The sequence below is a fragment of the Flagellimonas sp. genome, assembly GCF_965222555.1.
Classification (GTDB): domain Bacteria; phylum Bacteroidota; class Bacteroidia; order Flavobacteriales; family Flavobacteriaceae; genus Flagellimonas.
This window is the reverse complement of record NZ_CBDCUG010000005.1, coordinates 81307-98866: the sequence shown is the minus strand read 5'-3', so window position 1 is coordinate 98866 and position 17560 is coordinate 81307. Positions and strand designations below refer to the sequence as shown.

Here is a 17560-nt window from a genome sequence, read left to right as displayed (position 1 = left end):
AATGGGATTAAAAGAGAACTTACATAAATTCAGAGTAAAGAATCAAGGCAAAAAATGGTTCCCCGTTTTTAGTGGTTTCCATACTTTTTTGTTTACTCCAAATGAAACTACGCACAGTGGAACCCATGTTAAGGGAGCAGATGATTTAAAACGTACCATGAACACCGTGGTCATGTCATTGATACCCTGTTTGATTTTTGGGATGTTCAACACTGGATATCAACATTACTTGGCTTTAGGTGAAATTCAAGCAGCTGCAGATGGTTTTTTCAGCGCAGCTTTTTGGACTTGGGATAATTTCATTCTAGGGTTTTGGAAAATGATACCCTTGGTGGTCGTCTCTTATGTTGTAGGACTTACCGTTGAGTTCATATTCTGCGTAATCAAAGGGCATGAAATTGAAGAAGGCTATTTGGTGACGGGGATGTTGGTGCCGCTGATTGTACCTATTGATATACAACTTTGGATGTTGACCGTGGCCGTTGTATTCGGTGTCGTTATTGGTAAAGAAGTTTTTGGTGGTACTGGAATGAATATTTTGAACCCGGCATTGACCATTCGGGCCTTTTTGTTCTTTGCTTATCCAACTTGGATGAGTGGCGACAAGGTTTGGGTACATGGCGCAGTTGATACGGCCGGAACAGCGGACGCAATTTCTGGTGAAACGGTTTTAGGCTATTTGGCACAAGGTAAAGGAGTGGATGAATTTTCATATTCCCTTTCAGATATGTTCTTTGGATTTATTCCAGGTTCCGTTGGTGAGACATCAACACTATTGATTCTATTGGGAGGACTTTTCTTGGTATTCTCGAAAATTGCTTCGTGGAGAATTATGTTGAGTGCTGTAATTGGCTCCTTGGTCATGGGATTGATTTTTAACAGCATTGTTGCTGCCGGATGGATTCCAGAGTATAGTAAGTTCTATGGACTAATGAGTTTTGAATACTGGCAACATTTGCTTGTTGGTGGTTTGGCCTTTGGTATTGTATTTATGGCCACAGACCCTGTAACAGGTTCGCAGACCAATAGAGGAAAATGGATCTATGGATTTTTGATTGGATTCTTATCCGTTATGATTCGTGTATTCAACCCAGGATACCCAGAAGGAGTGTTCTTGGCGATCCTATTGATGAATGTATTTGCACCTACAATCGATCACTACGTGGTAAGAGGGAACATCAAAAGAAGAATGAAGCGATTGAAAAACGCTACCATATACCCAAAAACATCGGGTGAAGTGGAAGCATTAAAAACGGAAACAGTTTAATTATGGCAATTAACACGGATAAAAATAGCTATACTGTAATTTTTGCAGCCATAATGGTAGTCATTGTGGGCTCCCTTTTGGCTTTTTTGGCATCTGGATTAAGACCACGAATTGATGAGAATGAGCGTTTTGAAAAACAACAGAACATTCTTTACGCCATGGGGGTCAACCAGAATGAAGAAGGCGGAGGTGCAAATTTTGTTCCTACGGATATTGTTGAAGAAGAATTTTCAAAATATATCAAACAACAACTTGTTGTTGTAGGTTCCGAGACCAAAGAAAGGGAAGAAGCATATTTAATTGATCTTAAAAAGCAATTGAATATCATCAAAAATGGTGATGAGGCGGAGTTGCCACTTTTCATTGGGGAAAAAGAAGGAAAGAAATATTATATCATTCCAATGTATGGAAAAGGCCTTTGGGATGCTATTTGGGGATTCATTTCCTTGGATGAGAACATGGTGGTGCAGGGCGTGGTATTTGACCATAAAGGAGAAACTCCTGGATTGGGTGCCAATATAAAGCTTCGCTTTTTTATGGACGATTTTACAGGAGAATCCATTTTGGATGGAAACCGTATTTCGGGAATCTCCGTGATAAAAGGAAACAATGATCCTTTGAACAACGATAAAGAAGACAACGAAGTGGATGCATTGGCTGGAGCTACCATTACTGGAAATGGAGTTTCTGCTATGATCAAGGAGACGCTTAAACTTTACAAACCTTATTTAGAAACTATTAGAACCAAATAATATGGGGCTACTTTCAAAAAAAGATGCAAATCTAATATTAGATCCATTAGCGGATAACAACCCAATCACCATTCAGGTATTGGGAATCTGTTCCGCACTGGCAATTACCGCCGAACTTAAAGCATCCGTGGTGATGGCAATTTCTGTAATATTCGTGCTTGGTGTGGGTAACGTGGTAATATCGCTTTTGCGTAACATCATCCCATCAAAAATCAGGATTATTGTGCAGTTGATCGTAGTTGCCACCTTGGTAATTGTGGTAGATCAGGTGCTAAAGGCCTTTGCTTACGAATTGAGCAAGACTCTAGCAGTTTTTGTAGGGTTGATCATTACCAACTGTATTATCATGGGGCGGTTTGAAGCCTTTGCTTTAGGAAATGGACCATGGAGATCCTTTTTGGACGGAATAGGAAATGCACTTGGTTACGGAGTTATATTGATTATTGTTGGATTTTTCCGTGAACTGTTAGGTTCTGGAACCTTGTTTGGAATTCCGGTATTGGGAGATCCCATCGCAAAAACTGGATTGTACGCTACAGGATATGAAAACAACGGGTTTATGATTATTCCACCAGCAGCATTGATTGTTGTGGGGATCATTATCTGGGTACAACGTTCCAGAAACAAAGCATTAATAGAAGAAGCATAAATAGGAAGATATGTTAGAGCATTTAGAACTGTTTTTTAAGTCCATTTTTATAGATAATATGGTATTTGCGGTCTTTTTGGGAATGTGTTCCTATTTGGCCGTATCCAAAAAAGTATCCACAGCCGTAGGATTGGGAGCCGCTGTAATCTTTGTATTGGCGGTTACTGTACCGTTAAACTGGTTGTTGGATCAATACTTGTTACGTGATGGTGCCTTAGTTTGGTTAGGGCCTGAATATGCCGATTATAACCTAAGCTTTTTATCATTCATCCTGTTTATCGCAACAATTGCTACAATGGTGCAATTGGTAGAGATTGTGGTTGAGAAATTTTCTCCATCCTTATATAACTCCTTGGGTATTTTCTTGCCATTGATTGCAGTGAACTGTGCAATCTTGGGAGGTTCGCTATTTATGCAGGCCAGGGAAATTCCAAGTTTGGGATTGGCCTTCAACTATGGGGTAAGCTCGGGAATTGGATGGTTCTTGGCTATTTTGGCCATTGCGGCTATCCGTGAGAAGATTAGATATTCAAACGTTCCTGCACCACTTCGTGGACTGGGGATCACATTTATCATCACAGGATTGATGGGTATCGGTTTCCAGAGTTTTGGTGGAATGTTGACCGGTGACAATGAGCCACCAGAAGAGGTTGAAACTTCTACTGCCAAAACCATTGAAGAGAAAGAAATTAAAAAAGAGATTGAAGACGAAGAGAAAGCAGTCTCCTATAACGAAGTTATAAACGAATAAAGATGATTTTAGCCACCAGTACCGGAGGTACTATTCTAATTACTGTAGTAGCATTTCTTATCCTGTTATTATTGTTGGTAGCACTTTTGTTGTTCACAAAGGAGAAACTATCTCCTTCTGGCCCCGTGACCATCACCATTAATGGCGAAAAAGAGATTGAAGTAGCTTCTGGAGATTCCCTGTTGACCACATTGGGTAACCAAAAAGTGTTTTTGCCATCTGCCTGTGGTGGAGGTGGAACCTGTATCCAATGTGAATGCCATGTACTTTCAGGTGGAGGAGAGGCGTTGCCAACAGAAACTCCCCATTTCTCTAAAAAGGAATTAAACCACGGTGCACGTTTGGCTTGTCAGGTGAAAGTAAAACAGGACATGGAAATTACCATTCCTGAAGAAGTCTTCGGTATTAAAAAATGGCCTGCAAAAGTTGTTCGTAATTACAATGTGGCATCTTTTATCAAAGAATTTGTGGTTGAGATTCCGGAGGATATGAACTACAAAGCAGGAGGGTACATTCAGATTGAGATTCCACCTTGCGAAGTAAAATATTCCGATATTGATATCACTGCACACCCAGAAGAACATGAAACCCCGGATAAGTTTAAAACGGAGTGGGATAAGTTCAACCTGTGGCCTTTGGTAATGAAAAACACGGAAACTGTTGAACGTGCCTATTCTATGGCCTCTTACCCTGCAGAAGGACGAGAGATTATGCTAAATGTACGTATTGCAACCCCACCATGGGATCGTTCCAAAAACGGATGGATGGATGTAAACCCAGGTGTGGCCTCTTCCTATATCTTCGGATTGAAACCAGGGGACCCTGTAACCATTTCAGGACCCTTCGGTGAGTTCTTCATCAATGAGTCTGAGGCAGAAATGTTGTACGTAGGCGGTGGTGCCGGAATGGCTCCAATGCGTTCGCACTTGTATCACTTGTTCAAAACCCTTAAAACCAATAGAAAAGTAACCTATTGGTACGGTGGACGTTCCAAAAGAGAGTTGTTTTACATAGAGCACTTCAAGGAATTGGAAAGGAACTTCCCTAACTTCAAATTCTATATGGCACTTTCAGAGCCAATGGAAGAAGACAATTGGAAGGTAAAAGAAGATATTGATGCAGAAGGAGATGGTTTTGTTGGGTTTATACACAATTGTGTAATTGACAATTACTTGAACCATCATGATGCTCCAGAAGATATTGAACTGTACTTCTGTGGTCCGCCATTGATGAACAAAGCTGTTCAGAAAATGGGCGAGGATTTTGGAATCCCAGATGAGAACATCAGATTTGATGACTTTGGTGGATAAAACCTCACGCTAAACTTTTCAGAACTAGGTTCTAGGAATCGTTAAAGTATTCTTATAAAAATCAACCGATGCGAAAGCATCGGTTTTTTTGTTTGATATTTAGTTTTATGAAAAAACTTGTATTCATTGTATTGGTGATTTCAGTTTTGGGTTTGATCGCATACAAAATCAAACCGGTTAATCATGCAGTTTCAGCGATTGTTGTCGAACCCAAATTGGTGAATGAGGACAGCCTTAGTATTAAGACTAGGGTAAATGTACCGGAAGGATATGAACGAGTTGCTTACCCCGAGGGTTCCTTTGAAGATTATTTGCGGAACTACAAGCTAAAACCTTTTGGAAGCAAGATTATCAATTATGATAGCTCAGAATATTTCTGGCAACACGGACATATTGGTATTTTGGAGATTCCGGTTCCCATAAATGGATTGCAGCAATGTGCCGATGCTTTGATTCGGATTCGAAGTGAATATTTGTGGGACAACAACAGAAAGAATGAAATAGGTTTCAATTTTACCAGTGGGCATTATTGTTCCTGGGAGCAGTATGCCAACGGGTTCAGACCAAAAATTGATGGAAACAGGGTTACTTTCTATAAAACCGCCCAAGAGAATCATAGCAAAGAAAATTTTTATCGTTACCTGAATTTGATTTACACCTATTCCGGTACTTTATCGTTATTCCATGAGCTTCCCAAAATTGAGGATGCCAAAAACTTGAAGATTGGAGATATGCTCATCAAAGGAGGAAGTCCTGGGCATATAGTAATGATTTGCGATGAGGCCGTCAATGCCAAAGGAGAAAAGCTATATCTACTTTTTCAGGGCAATACGCCCGCACAAAGTGTACACTTGGTTAAAAATTTGGAAGAAACATCCATTTCCCCATGGTATACGTTGAAAAAAGATGCAGTCATTCCCGTTTCAAATTATACGTTTGATAGCGCTAAATTTGTGCGGTTCAAATAACTTTAAACCCTAATTTTGCGCAATGGGCAGACCACTAACAGAACAAGAATTGCACAATTTGGCAATGAATATTGTTGGAAGACAACTAGAGGCCGAGGGTTATGAATTTATGGCCATCAATAGCAAGCCTAAAAAGAATCCGCAATACGTTTGTTTAAAGGAGAAGGTACTTCATTTTATCGTGGTTAGGAATGTGGAATACCCCAACAATCCGAAAGATTATGATTTGGAAGTAATGCAAAAGGTGAAAAACCATGCGGAAAAGTTTGAAGCTAGAACTTATTTTGCTGGTGTGGGACTGTCAAATGCATCAAACAGGGAACAACCTGTTTACTTAAATGAAGAGTACGTAGTAGATTACCAAGGTTTAATAGAGATTTTAGAATGAAACAATTGATTTTTGTATGTAGTGCAGCACTGTTATTTGGGTGCACCACTAATCCACTGATAAAAAACCAAACAGTGGGCAATGCCTTGGGTACAACCTATTCCATCATTTATTTAGACGATGAACAACTGGATTTTCAAAAAGAGATAGACTCTGTCTTTCAAGTGCTCAACCAATCGTTATCAACCTATATTCCTACCTCCGACATCTCAAAAATAAATAAAGGAGATTCCACTATTGTGGTCGATCATATGTTCAAGGATGTTTTTGAAACCTCCAGCCAAGTCCATAAGGCTTCTAACGGCTATTTTGATCCTACAGTTGGCGTATTGGCCAATGCATGGGGTTTTGGTCCTGGTGAACAATTGCGATTGGACAGCTTGAAGGTGGATAGCTTATTAAATTATGTTGGGTGGGACAAAGTACATCTGAATGCTGATGGAACTATTTCCAAAACCCATCCAGAAACATACTTTGATTTTAATGCCGTGGCCAAAGGATATGCCATTGATCGCTTGGGCGCTTTGCTGGATGCCAAGGGCATTGAAAATTATTTGGTTGAAGTAGGTGGGGAGGTTGTAACCAAAGGAATGAACAAAATTTCAGGGAAACAATGGTCCGTTGGGATTGATGACCCCCAGGTTGAAATAGGACGACAATTAAAATTGATTGTATCGATACAAGATATGGCCATGGCATCTTCTGGCAATTACCGCAAGTTTAGAATTGACCCAGAAACTGGAGAAAAACACGTGCACACCATAGATCCGAAGACTGGATATACCAAGAACGCAAAAGTTTTGGCAGCGAGCGTGGTGGCAAAAACCTGCGCAGAGGCGGATGCTTTTGCCACAGCCTTTATGGCAATGGATTTGGAGGAATCCAAGCGTTTGTTGGCAGCTCATTCTGAGTTGGAAGCTTACATTATTTTTTTGAATGAAAGTGGGGAAACAAAAGAGTATATGACTTCCGGTTTTGAAAAACTGATAGTAAACGCCAATAATTAGCGTGTTAAACGGTTGTGCGTTGGTACTGTTGCCAATATCTGATGTACCCTTTGTATATTTAGCCTACATCAATCAATTTTTCTAGGCTATTCCACATGTTTTCCTTTACCAATGTTATCCATATCATCATCATTTTTCAAGGAGCATTGCTTACGTTTTATATTCTAATCTCCAATCCTAAAAAAAGTAAAGGGGATTTTATATTAGCAGCAATAATTGGAACACTTACCATCCAGGTTCTAGGATTGTTTTTGGTGAACCGGGGCATTGCCAGTGATTTTTTTCAAAGTATTAATTGTGCCTATGGTTTTTTGTACGGCCCATTGCTGTTTTTTTACAATAAATGTATCACTCAAAGGCAGTTTACCTTTAATAAGATGAGTACCATGCATTTTCTTCCCTTTATTACAATCTGTTTTGGTATTGGGTTTACCAAAGGGAATATTTGCCAACCGGAGCTATATATTGGATACGTAGCTCATGTTCTCATCTATATCTTTCTCTGTTTTTTGGAAGTTAGGCGATATAAAAGAGTTATCCGGGATAACTATTCAAGGTTGGAATGGTTGAACGTTGGTTGGCTGCACTGGGTCTTCATCATATTTAGTTTGATTGTCTTGGTGGACATTACCCAGTTTGTTGCCTTTCTTTTGAGGTTGAACACTTACTTTTTGGAAAATGCTGTATTTCTTTTAATGTTGATAGCTATTAATCTGCTATATTTCTATGGATTTACCACTTCCAGAAACCCTTTTGGCTATAACAAAGATGACTTGGAATTCTCCACTTCATTAACATCTCGAAAGCGTATAAACACAACTTTGGAAGAAAACAAAAAGCTCATTGGTCAGTTGGAAGCACATTTGTTGAATAAAGAATCATTCAAAAACTATAATCTTACCATTGCTGCCCTTGCTGAAGAAATTGGTATCCCAAAAAGAAGACTTTCCGAATTGATCAATGATCATTATGATCAGAATTTTGTGGACTTCATCAATACATATAGAATCAACAGGGCCAAAGAACGACTGATGAACCCTCAAAATCCCAATGAAACCATATTGGAAGTGCTGTATGAGGTCGGTTTTAATTCCAAGTCGTCTTTCAATACTGCATTTAAGAAAAAAACAGGAATCACACCTTCGGAGTTTAAGTCCAGGTATAATTAAGAATTACAATTGTTTTAAAAGGGTTCGGATTCGCGTTTTCGGACGACAGGTGTTTATTGTGAAGGTACTTTTGGTACAAATTCTAAAAGACATCAATCATGAAAACAATCAAAATTTTATTACTTCTATGCCTTTTTGCCAATGGTTGTAAATCGCAACAAATAGAAGAAAACACCTTTTTCTTTAAGGTAAGCTCGGAGAATATCACAACTATAACCATTTCCAAGTATGATTACGATCAAGAAAAAATGATTGAATGGAAATCCATTACCAACATTAATCCAAATGAAACCTACAATGTGGCCAATCAATTTTTAGAGCCATCAATTTATGGAGTAAAATTGAATACGGGCAAAGAGGTGAGAATTGCTGTGGAGCAGAGTGGTACAATCAACCTTCAATTAGATGATGGGATTACGCTGGATTCAGAAGTTGCATCGGAACTGAACTTTAATCAAAGCATTGAAACCCTCAATAATAAGTTTTTTGCAGGTATGATTCAAGATTTTGATCAGGCCATGAAAGAGAATGACCAACAAAAAATAGCGGCACTTGAAAAAAAGAAAGATCAGGTACTGGTTGAATTTATAAAGGCCATGGAAAATCTCATACGGGAAATGGGACCATCAGCTAAGGCTTATGATGCCTTAGGCTATCTAGATCTTTACAAGAACAATAAATTCTTTAAAGAAATGCTCGGAAAATTTGAAACTGATTATCCATCAAGCGGAATGAGCAAATCTTTGGGAACCAGGATTGAAAAAGCTGATCAACTGGCCTTGGGGAGTAAAATGGCAAATTTTAAGGCTATGAACAAAAATGGAACTTTGATAAGCCTTTCTGATTTCAGGGGTTCTTATGTCTTGGTAGATTTTTGGGCGTCATGGTGCAGACCATGCAGGGTGGAGAATCCTAAACTGTTGGAGCTGTATAAAACTGTAAAAAATGTAAAGTTTGATATTGTAGGTGTAAGTATAGATTCAAACAAAGATCATTGGGAAAAGGCAATTGAAAAAGACAAATTGGAATGGAATCAAATTTTGGATTCAGAGCAGACCATTTATAAACAATATCTCTTATCGTCCCTGCCAGCCAATTTTTTATTGGACAAAGAGGGAAAGATAATTTCTAAAAATATCACTGCGCAAGAACTGAAAGCAAGACTTGAGGAGTTAGAATAAAGGAATAAGAAAAAACAGTTTTGGAGAGGAAATCATTTCTTTACCAAAGGAATGATTTCTCCCTTTGCCAATCGATATTTTTCAATGGTTTTGGCTGATAGTTTTTGGGAATAGTCAATTTCTTCAACCCGGAAACCTATCCGACGGAGTTTATCAAAATAATCTCTTCCATAAATTCTGACATGATCATACTGACCAAAAATTTTGGCTCGCTCCTTTTTGTCGGTTATGGAGTCATCTTCAAAGGTTTTTTCGCGCTTTAAATCTTGCGGAATCTGAAAGATGCCCCAACCGCCTGGTTTCAGTACCCTATACAACTCCTGCATGGCCTTGGTATCGTCAGGGATGTGTTCTAAAACGTGATTACAAAGAATAACGTCAAAAGAGTAATCGGCAAAAGGAAGGTTGCAAATATCTGCTTTTACGTCTGCAAGAGGCGAATTTAGGTCTGTAGTGGTATATTCTAAGTTTTCTAACTTTTTAAATCTTTTGTAAAAAGCTTGTTCTGGAGCAAAATGTAAAAGGCTCAGCTTTTTAGTGAAAAAGTCTGTTTCCGTTTTCAAAAACAGCCAAAGCAAGCGATGCCTTTCTAAAGAAAGGGTAGAGGGGGAGAGCACATTTTCCCTTGGGTTTTCGTAGCCATAGGGCAGAAATGACCTAAAACTTCTCCCATCAATGGGATCTACATGTTTTTTTCCTTTTAGAAAAAGGGCAATGATGGGACGCACCCAATAGCTTAGTTTGATGAGCAACGGTCTGGGAAAAAGATTCAAGAAAAATTTGAAGAACCGTTTCATTTCTTTTTTGATGAAGGGCTAATTGGTTTAAACCTGAAGCTTTTTTCTTCGGAACTCCTCTTCTTCATCACTTTTGATTCCCAGGGCATCATAAATATACTGGAATGTGGACAAAAGTTCTGGCTTGCCATCAATTAGTGCCACATCGTGTTCAAAGTGTGCGCTTGGCTTGCCATCTGCAGTTAAAATGGTCCAGCCGTCCTTAAGTTGTTTTATTCGTCTGGTGCCCATATTGATCATGGGTTCAATGGCGACCACCATCCCATTCACAAACTTTTTCCCCCTGCCTCGCTTTCCATAATTGGGCATTTGGGGATCTTCATGAAGTTCGGTTCCCAAACCGTGACCTACCAGCTCTCTTACCACTCCATAACCGTGATTCTCACAATATTTTTGGATAGCATAACCTACATCGCCAACACGATTTCCTTCCTTAAATTCCCGAATGCCAACATATAAAGATTCTTTGGTAACTCTAAGCAATTTTTTGGTTTCCTCGGCAACTTCACCCACTTCAAAAGTATAGGCATGATCCCCGTAATAGCCATTTTTTAAAGCACCGCAATCAACTGAGATAACATCACCTTCCTTCAAAGGTTCATTATTGGGAATACCATGTACCACTTGGGCATTTGGACTCCAATTTAAGGTGTTGGGAAAGTCATACATCCCCAAAAAACCTGGTTCTGCACCTTGCTCGTGTATAAAATCCTCAGCTAGTTTATCCAAATGTAATGGATTGGCACCCGGTTTAATTTCTGAAGCCAACATTCCCAGAGTTTGGGAAACGACCAACGCACTTTCGCGCATCAATTCAATTTGCTCTGCTGTCTTAATTTTTATCATGGCTGCAAAGATAAGTTGAAATCAATTAATGGCAGGCCTTCCAATAAATGGATAACTGTTTAAACCAGTGATTTTTGAGTCATCAAACTAGGTTGTTCAATTCCCAAAAGGTGTAAAACTGTGGGAGCAATATCGCCCAATACACCATCTTTGATTTCTTTGATTTCCTTGTCCACCAAAATTAGGGGTACGGGATTGGTGGTGTGTGCTGTATTTGGGCTGCCATCTGGATTGATCATGGTATCGCAATTTCCATGATCTGCAATGACTATGGTTGAATAGCCATTTTCCAATCCAGCAGTTATAACATCACGGGCACAGGAATCTACTGTTTCGCAAGCCTTTACAGCCGCTTCCATGACCCCAGTATGCCCCACCATATCAGGGTTGGCAAAATTAAGACATACAAAACTGGCCTCTCCGGTTTGCAATTCAGGTATAATGGCATCCCTTATATCATATGCACTCATCTCCGGTTGAAGATCATAAGTGGCCACTTTTGGGGATGGACAGAGAATTCGTTTTTCACCGTCAAAAGGTTCTTCCCTGCCTCCGTTGAAGAAAAAGGTAACGTGGGGATATTTTTCGGTTTCAGCTATACGGATTTGTTTTTTGCCATAAGACGCAAGCACTTCCCCCAGGGTGTCCTTTATATTTTCCTTGTCATATACGACTTTGATTCCTTTGAACGAATCATCATAATTGGTCATGGTGACATAGTACAGGTCCAATTTATGCATGTTTTGCTCATGAAAATCTTCCTGGCTCAAAACCTGCGTCAATTCCCGCCCTCTGTCAGTTCTAAAATTGAAGAAAACAATGACATCACCTTCAGAAATCTTAGCAACCGGATTATTTGCACCATCCTTTAAAACCAAAGGTTTGATAAACTCATCTGTGGTACCTTCATCATAACTTTTCTGCATGGCTTCAGAGATGTCCGCTACTTTTTCCCCCATACTGTTCACCATTACATTATAGGCCAGTTTAACCCTTTCCCATCTTTTATCGCGGTCCATGGCATAATATCTACCTACAACGGTAGCTAGCTTGGTGCTTTTGTCTGAACAAAAATTATTCACATCTTCAAGAAAACCCTTCCCACTTTTGGGGTCAACATCCCTACCATCCGTAAATGCATGAACAAAGGCCTTTTGAACTCCATTTTCATCTGCTGCTTTTATCAAGGCTTTTAGGTGGTCAATATGGCTATGTACCCCACCATCACTTACCAATCCCAAAAAATGAACGGCCTTATCATTGATTTTGGCATGTTCAAAGGCATTTTTAAGTACTTCTTCATGCTTTAAGGTATCTTCTGTGACGGCCTTGTTGATTTTTGCCAAATCTTGATAGACAATTCTACCTGCTCCCAGATTCATATGGCCTACTTCACTATTTCCCATTTGCCCCTCGGGTAGTCCAACATTCATACCATCCGTTAACAAGTTTGCGTCAGGGTATTTGGTGTACAATGAATCGATAAAAGGTGTGTCTGCTTGCTCTATGGCGGATACTTTTGGATCTGGTGATTTTCCCCAGCCATCCAAAATCATAAGGATTACTTTCTTGTTCATGCTATCAAGATTAAACACCAAAAATAGCTTGATTTGGCTGGATGCACCAGTATTTGGGCTAATTTCTGCCTACGGATTTGTTAATTATTTATGTTAAAAAATCTCGTGTTGTTAAAGTTTAGTTATTTAAGTGTTAATGCTGTAACAAATCATGAAGAAGGGAGTCTATTTTTATATTAATTAATCATTAATCAAAAATTATTCATCATGAAAAAAACAATCTTAACCGTAGCTGCGGCATTTATGTTCGTGGTTACAGGCAGTTTTGCCAACGAATCAACAACTACATTTAAAGAAGACCTAAAAGTTACAACCGCAATTCCAGATGAGCTTAGCTCTTTTTGTAAAGCTATATTGAAGGGAGATGTGGACACGGTTAAAAAATTAATTGAACTAGGAGAAGATGTGAACAGAAAGTCTATGGGGATGGCCCCGATTCATTTTGCGGCCCGCTACAACAAGGCTGAAATCCTAGAACTGCTTATTGCCAATGGCGCAAATGTGAAGAAAAAATGCGACAAAGGCTATACTGCAAAGAAATATGCAGAGCTTTCTAATGCAACAGAGTCATTGGAAGTATTGAAATTGGCTATGAAGAAATAGGAAGAGAGTTTATTCATCCAATTAAAAAGCCCATCCAAACGGATGGGCTTTTTAGGTCATTTACCTTATAGTGTTCATGTAAAAGAGTAAATAATATCGTTTTTAAAAATCAAATCCTGTAAAGGCCCTGTATAAAAATGCATATACCGCCATAGACAATAAAATACCACAAAAGATTGCATATCCTTTGAGCAAGACAACCACAAAACTTGGTTTGCAATTATCAAACGCCTCTGTGTAAAGGCTTCTGAAATGTAATAGTGTTCCCATATGCTGTTCTCGTTAGATAGCAAAAATGGGTTAAAGAATGGTATTATTGATTTGGGGTCACACAAAGGTAACTAAAACTGGCGAATGAAACTTTTTAATCGACGAACGTGCCAAATCTATCGACCTGAATATTTTTCAATGGCTTCCTTTATCTTTTCTATCCTATTTTCGGGGTCTGGGTGCGTACTCTGGAACTCTGGAACCCTATTTGGCCCAGCTGCTGCCTTTAGAATTTTCATCACTTCAATCATTTCATAAGGATCATAACCAGATTGTTTCATTAATAATACACCCAGTTCATCGCTTTCAAGTTCATCGCCTCTTCCATTTTTTAATAAAGTGTTCTGGCCTATACCACTCACCAAACCTCCCATATCTCCACCTACGGAAGCACCCATGGTCAAGGTCTGCCAAAAACTGCTTTCCGCAATCCGTTCTGCAGAATGTCTTCCAATTACGTGTCCAATTTCATGCCCCAATACTCCAGCAAGTTGTGCCTCTGTAAGTTGAGAGAACAACGCATAGGTTATAAAACATTGTCCACCTGGCAAGGCAAAGGCGTTTATGGTTCTGTCATCAGCAAGCAGGTGGAAGTCATATTTGTATGGAGTTTCCCTGGCAATGCTGCTATTGACCAGCTTTTGCCCTACAGCGTCCACCAAAGCTTGCATTCTCTCATCAGGGTATAGTCCGCCATGCTGTTGTGCCATCTCTGGGGCACTTTGCAAACCAATGGCTATTTCCTGATCTGCAGTCATGTTTATATTTTGGACCCTTCCCGTATATGGATTCTCCTGTTTGTTGTTACAACGTTGGATAAACGCAAAGGCTACAATGGCAAGTCCGATCAGGATACGGATTTTCCAACTTCCTCTTCTCATAATGTTAGTGTTCTTGAAAACTCAAGATACAAAAAATGAGCTATAATAGGTTTTGGTTAATATCTAAAATATTATCCTGAATGTATGTTCTTAAAAATCCTGAAGTAAAATGTTCGCACCCCAAGAACTCCTCTTTTTGAAGTAGTTTTAAAATATTCAGTTTTCTATATGCGGTCAGCATGGGAATGGAAATGGGGGCATAGCTGTAATGCCATGGCTCATATTTGAAGCCGCGTCTTTTGGGTTCATCGGTATAAACCAGATAATAGCCAAACCTTTCCGAGTTTTCATCCAACCAAACCTTAAAATCCGCGAACGGACCTCCAGCCTCAAATTTTTCGGGAACCAAAACATCGCCCGATGTTTTTGGATAACCATCTATAATGTCAATATCTGTTCCCCAATGGTGTCTACTGGTTCCAGGGATTGTGGAGTATTCAATTATCTTATCTATGGCATCCAAAGGTTTCATTCCGTCATCTTCTGTAAAACGAAGATATTTTCGCTCCCAAATACCTTCCTGCCTATAAAAATCCCTAAAACTAGAAACCATCTTTATATCAAATCCATCTGCATAGGCCGCTTTTTTCATTTTTTCAAAAGCTTCAAAGGCCTCCTTGCGCAGGTTGATTCCTTTTCCAAAGAGCTCGATATCTGCTTTTCCCATTAGTTCGTCCACAGAATATCCCAAATCTGGATTCATTGGAAAAAAAGGAGGGAGGGTGCAAGCCACTCCTGAAATAGCAGTTTTTTTGATAAAAGTCCTACGCTTCATTAAATGGAATTTGTTTATGAGGACAAGTTAAGAAGTATTTTTTTTGTCTGATAAAGAAAATATAGCAGAATGTGGCCCATGATTATACCCTATTATTCTGATATGTACATGTATCCCTGAAATTTTTGTCGGGTATCCTGCACCGTAAGTGTATAAAAATAGATTCCCGAAGCTAACCCAGAATCTCTGCTAACAACAGAATTTCGATTGGAAATGCCCTTAAATTCATTAGCATAATTCAATTTGGAGTATACTAATACCCCATAGCGATTGTATATATTCAAGATATTATTTGGAGCATTTTCTATGCCGTCGATTATCAAATAATCGTTGACCCCATCATCATTTGGAGTTAAAAAGTAGTTGTCAAGTTCAAGGACAGAAAATGGTTCCAACAAATCGTCCGTTCCACCTATAGTCAAAATTTCATAGTCATCTGGAATAAAAGTATTGGAAGTAATGCTTCCAACCTGGATGTTACCACTTATGGAAGAGTTTCCCAGTTGCTCCCATTGATTTTCTGCCTTGCTCCAACCAACCACTACCAATTCTTCAGGAGTGTTGGCCAATTCATCTGCATTGCTATTTATGTCCCATGTAAGTGTCACCACAGAAGGGAGATTGCCTTCCAATCTCCAAAACTCAAGTTCACTGATTTGCAGATCATCAAATTCTTTGCTTTCAGTATTAAATTGCATTCCTAATGAAACGCTGTTATTAGGATTTTCAAAATAGTAGGCACATTTGGCCAAACTGTTGATAGCACTTGATGTTAGCGTTAGATATCGCAATCGATTCCCATTGCCAACGGGAAATGTTATGATTTCCTTATTGGTGGCACCTGAATATCCGTTAATATGGGTAGTGTTTCCGGTTCCGTTGTAAAATGCGGCATCCATAAAGTTCAAGTAATTGTTGGAAGTGCCTTTTTGGGTGAGAACGTTGCCTATCACGAAATTAGTGTTATTGGTAACTCCCACCCAAGTATTTAATTGTAATCCATTATCAACAACAATTTCAAGGTCATTGAAAACTGGGTTTGAGGAACCCGATACCGTCAATCTGTTTGAACTATAAAAACCTGCCAGCCCTTTATTATTGTTAAATACACCGTCATCTATCAAATCAATGTGGAACCCAACCGAAGCTGTGGCATGGAACTGAAGGTTTCCGAAGTTATGTACTGCATCTTGACTCCATGAGAATAGTGTCAGACTTAAACTTAACCCTAGCACAAATGGCGTTATTTGTTTTTTTACTTTTAACATATGTTCATTGATATGCTTGAAATGGCACTGTATTTAATTAAAATAGTTGCTTCATTTTTGTGAAATCATCTTGAATAGGTTTGTTTTAATCCCTTACTATTTGTTGCCATTCCACACCATCACTTTGTAAAACATAGCATCGTCCATTGCGAATTTGAGTGCTTGAACCCCCATTATCTGCTCTGTATGTTGAACTGAACCTATTGCTTCCTGAATAATTTTTAATAATGTAAACCCTACCTTGACAACTATTAGCATTTGGCAAGGTTATATTGGGAGAACCACCTGTCATTATTATTGTGTGATGATCCTCTGTAAGCGTAATACTGTTGGTGATTCTTGTAATTGCGGTTGACATAGATCCATTGACCTGGAAGGTGGAATTAGCCATTTGCCCGGTATTTACACCTACTCTGGGTTTGGCATTTTGAGCGTTGGCACTTCCTTGAATTCTAAAAAGTTCTTTAAGTTGTTGATCCCTATAATCAAAACGTTTGAAAAGAAAAGGTTCTGCACCATCATCAGCTATAATGAACTCTAGTTCTCCATTGTTGGAAACCCCATTGGAACCAATTTCAAAAAAGTCAGTACCTGCAGCACTTCCTTTAAGTCTGAAATTCCCATCGCTATTTGTAAAGAACATGGGTTTATAAAAGGCTGCAGCGTCTGCTTGAAATTGCAGTGCGGAAACTCCATTATTACCTTTAACATAGGTTAGATATTGATTTGCATCCGTGTAATCAACATAATTCTGAACCAATCCCAGTGTCTGTCGTCTACCAAATTCAAGAGTGCTAACATTGTTAGATCGTATGTCCATGCTGACATCATTTGTTGTGCCTAAGAAAGACCCATTACTGCCTACATTTCCTGTTAGTTGCCAGTTGGAATTAGCTGTGGTTACCCAATTACTTCCGTTAAAAACCAATAATTCACGGGTATCAGAATTGAATAACATTTGACCCTGTTGCATGCCAGTAATAGCATTTATTTCTGACGTAGTTCCTGTGTTGAGGCTAAACAATAAGCCTGCCTCAATTTGAGCATAAGAAGCGCTGGCTGTTAAAACAAAAATTAATATTGTAAGTGCTTTTCTCATAG

19 protein-coding genes are annotated in these 17560 nt (G+C 39.1%); 11 read left to right on the top strand and 8 right to left on the bottom strand.

From position 1 onward, the window contains the following. The first annotated feature begins 1 nt into the window (after position 1). From ACOQO1_RS09010 to ACOQO1_RS08965, 10 genes are all read left to right on the top strand, one after another. Positions 2-1267: an NADH:ubiquinone reductase (Na(+)-transporting) subunit B gene (locus tag ACOQO1_RS09010; protein WP_420602544.1), complete on the top strand. Its 1266-nt coding sequence runs from the start codon at positions 2-4 to the stop codon at positions 1265-1267. A 2-nt stretch (positions 1268-1269) separates the two neighbouring features. After that, positions 1270-2019: a Na(+)-translocating NADH-quinone reductase subunit C gene (locus tag ACOQO1_RS09005; RefSeq protein WP_420602543.1), complete on the top strand. Its 750-nt coding sequence runs from the start codon at positions 1270-1272 to the stop codon at positions 2017-2019. Position 2020: 1 nt separating this feature from the next. Further along, entirely contained in the window at positions 2021-2668 is a 648-nt protein-coding gene (locus ACOQO1_RS09000; protein ID WP_420602542.1) for an NADH:ubiquinone reductase (Na(+)-transporting) subunit D, read from the top strand. Positions 2669-2678: 10 nt separating this feature from the next. Continuing rightward, complete coding sequence (gene nqrE, locus ACOQO1_RS08995) at positions 2679-3419, top strand: NADH:ubiquinone reductase (Na(+)-transporting) subunit E (RefSeq protein ID WP_097046238.1); 741 nt, start codon at positions 2679-2681, stop codon at positions 3417-3419. 2 nt (positions 3420-3421) lie between these two features. Then, the gene (gene nqrF / locus ACOQO1_RS08990; RefSeq protein WP_420602541.1) at positions 3422-4729 is read left to right on the top strand and encodes an NADH:ubiquinone reductase (Na(+)-transporting) subunit F; all 1308 of its coding nucleotides are present in this window, start codon (positions 3422-3424) and stop codon (positions 4727-4729) included. Positions 4730-4836: 107 nt separating this feature from the next. Next, the gene (locus ACOQO1_RS08985) at positions 4837-5697 is read left to right on the top strand and encodes a DUF4846 domain-containing protein (protein ID WP_420602540.1); all 861 of its coding nucleotides are present in this window, start codon (positions 4837-4839) and stop codon (positions 5695-5697) included. Between the two features lie 22 nt (positions 5698-5719). Then, positions 5720-6085: a Na(+)-translocating NADH-quinone reductase subunit F gene (locus ACOQO1_RS08980; protein WP_420602539.1), complete on the top strand. Its 366-nt coding sequence runs from the start codon at positions 5720-5722 to the stop codon at positions 6083-6085. Further along, entirely contained in the window at positions 6082-7092 is a 1011-nt protein-coding gene (locus tag ACOQO1_RS08975) for an FAD:protein FMN transferase (protein WP_420602538.1), read from the top strand. The genes ACOQO1_RS08980 and ACOQO1_RS08975 overlap by 4 nt, the downstream gene beginning before the upstream one ends. Before the next feature lie 95 nt (positions 7093-7187). Continuing rightward, positions 7188-8261, top strand: a complete 1074-nt coding sequence (locus ACOQO1_RS08970; RefSeq protein WP_420602537.1) for a helix-turn-helix domain-containing protein — start codon at positions 7188-7190, stop codon at positions 8259-8261. A gap of 98 nt (positions 8262-8359) precedes the next feature. Beyond that, the gene (locus ACOQO1_RS08965) at positions 8360-9442 is read left to right on the top strand and encodes a TlpA family protein disulfide reductase (protein WP_420602536.1); all 1083 of its coding nucleotides are present in this window, start codon (positions 8360-8362) and stop codon (positions 9440-9442) included. Positions 9443-9474: 32 nt separating this feature from the next. Here the strand turns inward: ACOQO1_RS08965 and ACOQO1_RS08960 are convergent, their stop codons facing one another. From ACOQO1_RS08960 to gpmI, 3 genes are read right to left on the bottom strand one after another with little or no spacing between them, the layout of a single operon-like run. Then, a complete protein-coding gene (locus ACOQO1_RS08960; protein ID WP_420602535.1) occupies positions 9475-10239 on the bottom strand; it encodes a class I SAM-dependent methyltransferase in 765 nt (254 codons plus the stop codon). 27 nt (positions 10240-10266) lie between these two features. Then, positions 10267-11085, bottom strand: coding sequence for a type I methionyl aminopeptidase (map, locus tag ACOQO1_RS08955; protein WP_420602534.1), 819 nt, complete (start codon positions 11083-11085; stop codon positions 10267-10269). Between the two features lie 59 nt (positions 11086-11144). After that, positions 11145-12662 carry a 2,3-bisphosphoglycerate-independent phosphoglycerate mutase gene (gene gpmI / locus ACOQO1_RS08950; RefSeq protein WP_420602533.1) on the bottom strand — a complete coding sequence of 506 codons (1518 nt, stop codon included), beginning with the start codon at positions 12660-12662 and terminating at the stop codon, positions 11145-11147. A gap of 207 nt (positions 12663-12869) precedes the next feature. Here gpmI and ACOQO1_RS08945 point away from each other — a divergent pair, with 207 nt between their 5' ends. Further along, positions 12870-13265 (top strand): ankyrin repeat domain-containing protein, encoded by a 396-nt coding sequence (locus tag ACOQO1_RS08945; protein WP_420602532.1) that lies wholly within the window; start codon positions 12870-12872, stop codon positions 13263-13265. Between the two features lie 102 nt (positions 13266-13367). Here the strand turns inward: ACOQO1_RS08945 and ACOQO1_RS08940 are convergent, their stop codons facing one another. The 5 genes from ACOQO1_RS08940 to ACOQO1_RS08920 all read right to left on the bottom strand — a co-directional run bounded on the left by ACOQO1_RS08940 (position 13368) and on the right by ACOQO1_RS08920 (position 17558). Next, the gene (locus tag ACOQO1_RS08940) at positions 13368-13535 is read right to left on the bottom strand and encodes a DUF6747 family protein (protein ID WP_420602531.1); all 168 of its coding nucleotides are present in this window, start codon (positions 13533-13535) and stop codon (positions 13368-13370) included. A gap of 116 nt (positions 13536-13651) precedes the next feature. Continuing rightward, on the bottom strand, positions 13652-14416 hold the full coding sequence (locus tag ACOQO1_RS08935) for a M48 family metalloprotease (protein WP_420602530.1): 765 nt from the start codon (positions 14414-14416) through the stop codon (positions 13652-13654). A gap of 40 nt (positions 14417-14456) precedes the next feature. Next, entirely contained in the window at positions 14457-15191 is a 735-nt protein-coding gene (locus tag ACOQO1_RS08930; protein ID WP_420602529.1) for a M15 family metallopeptidase, read from the bottom strand. Positions 15192-15283: 92 nt separating this feature from the next. Next, positions 15284-16459 (bottom strand): gliding motility-associated C-terminal domain-containing protein, encoded by a 1176-nt coding sequence (locus ACOQO1_RS08925; protein WP_420602528.1) that lies wholly within the window; start codon positions 16457-16459, stop codon positions 15284-15286. Positions 16460-16544: 85 nt separating this feature from the next. Beyond that, positions 16545-17558, bottom strand: a complete 1014-nt coding sequence (locus tag ACOQO1_RS08920) for a hypothetical protein (protein WP_420602527.1) — start codon at positions 17556-17558, stop codon at positions 16545-16547. Positions 17559-17560: the final 2 nt, after the last annotated feature.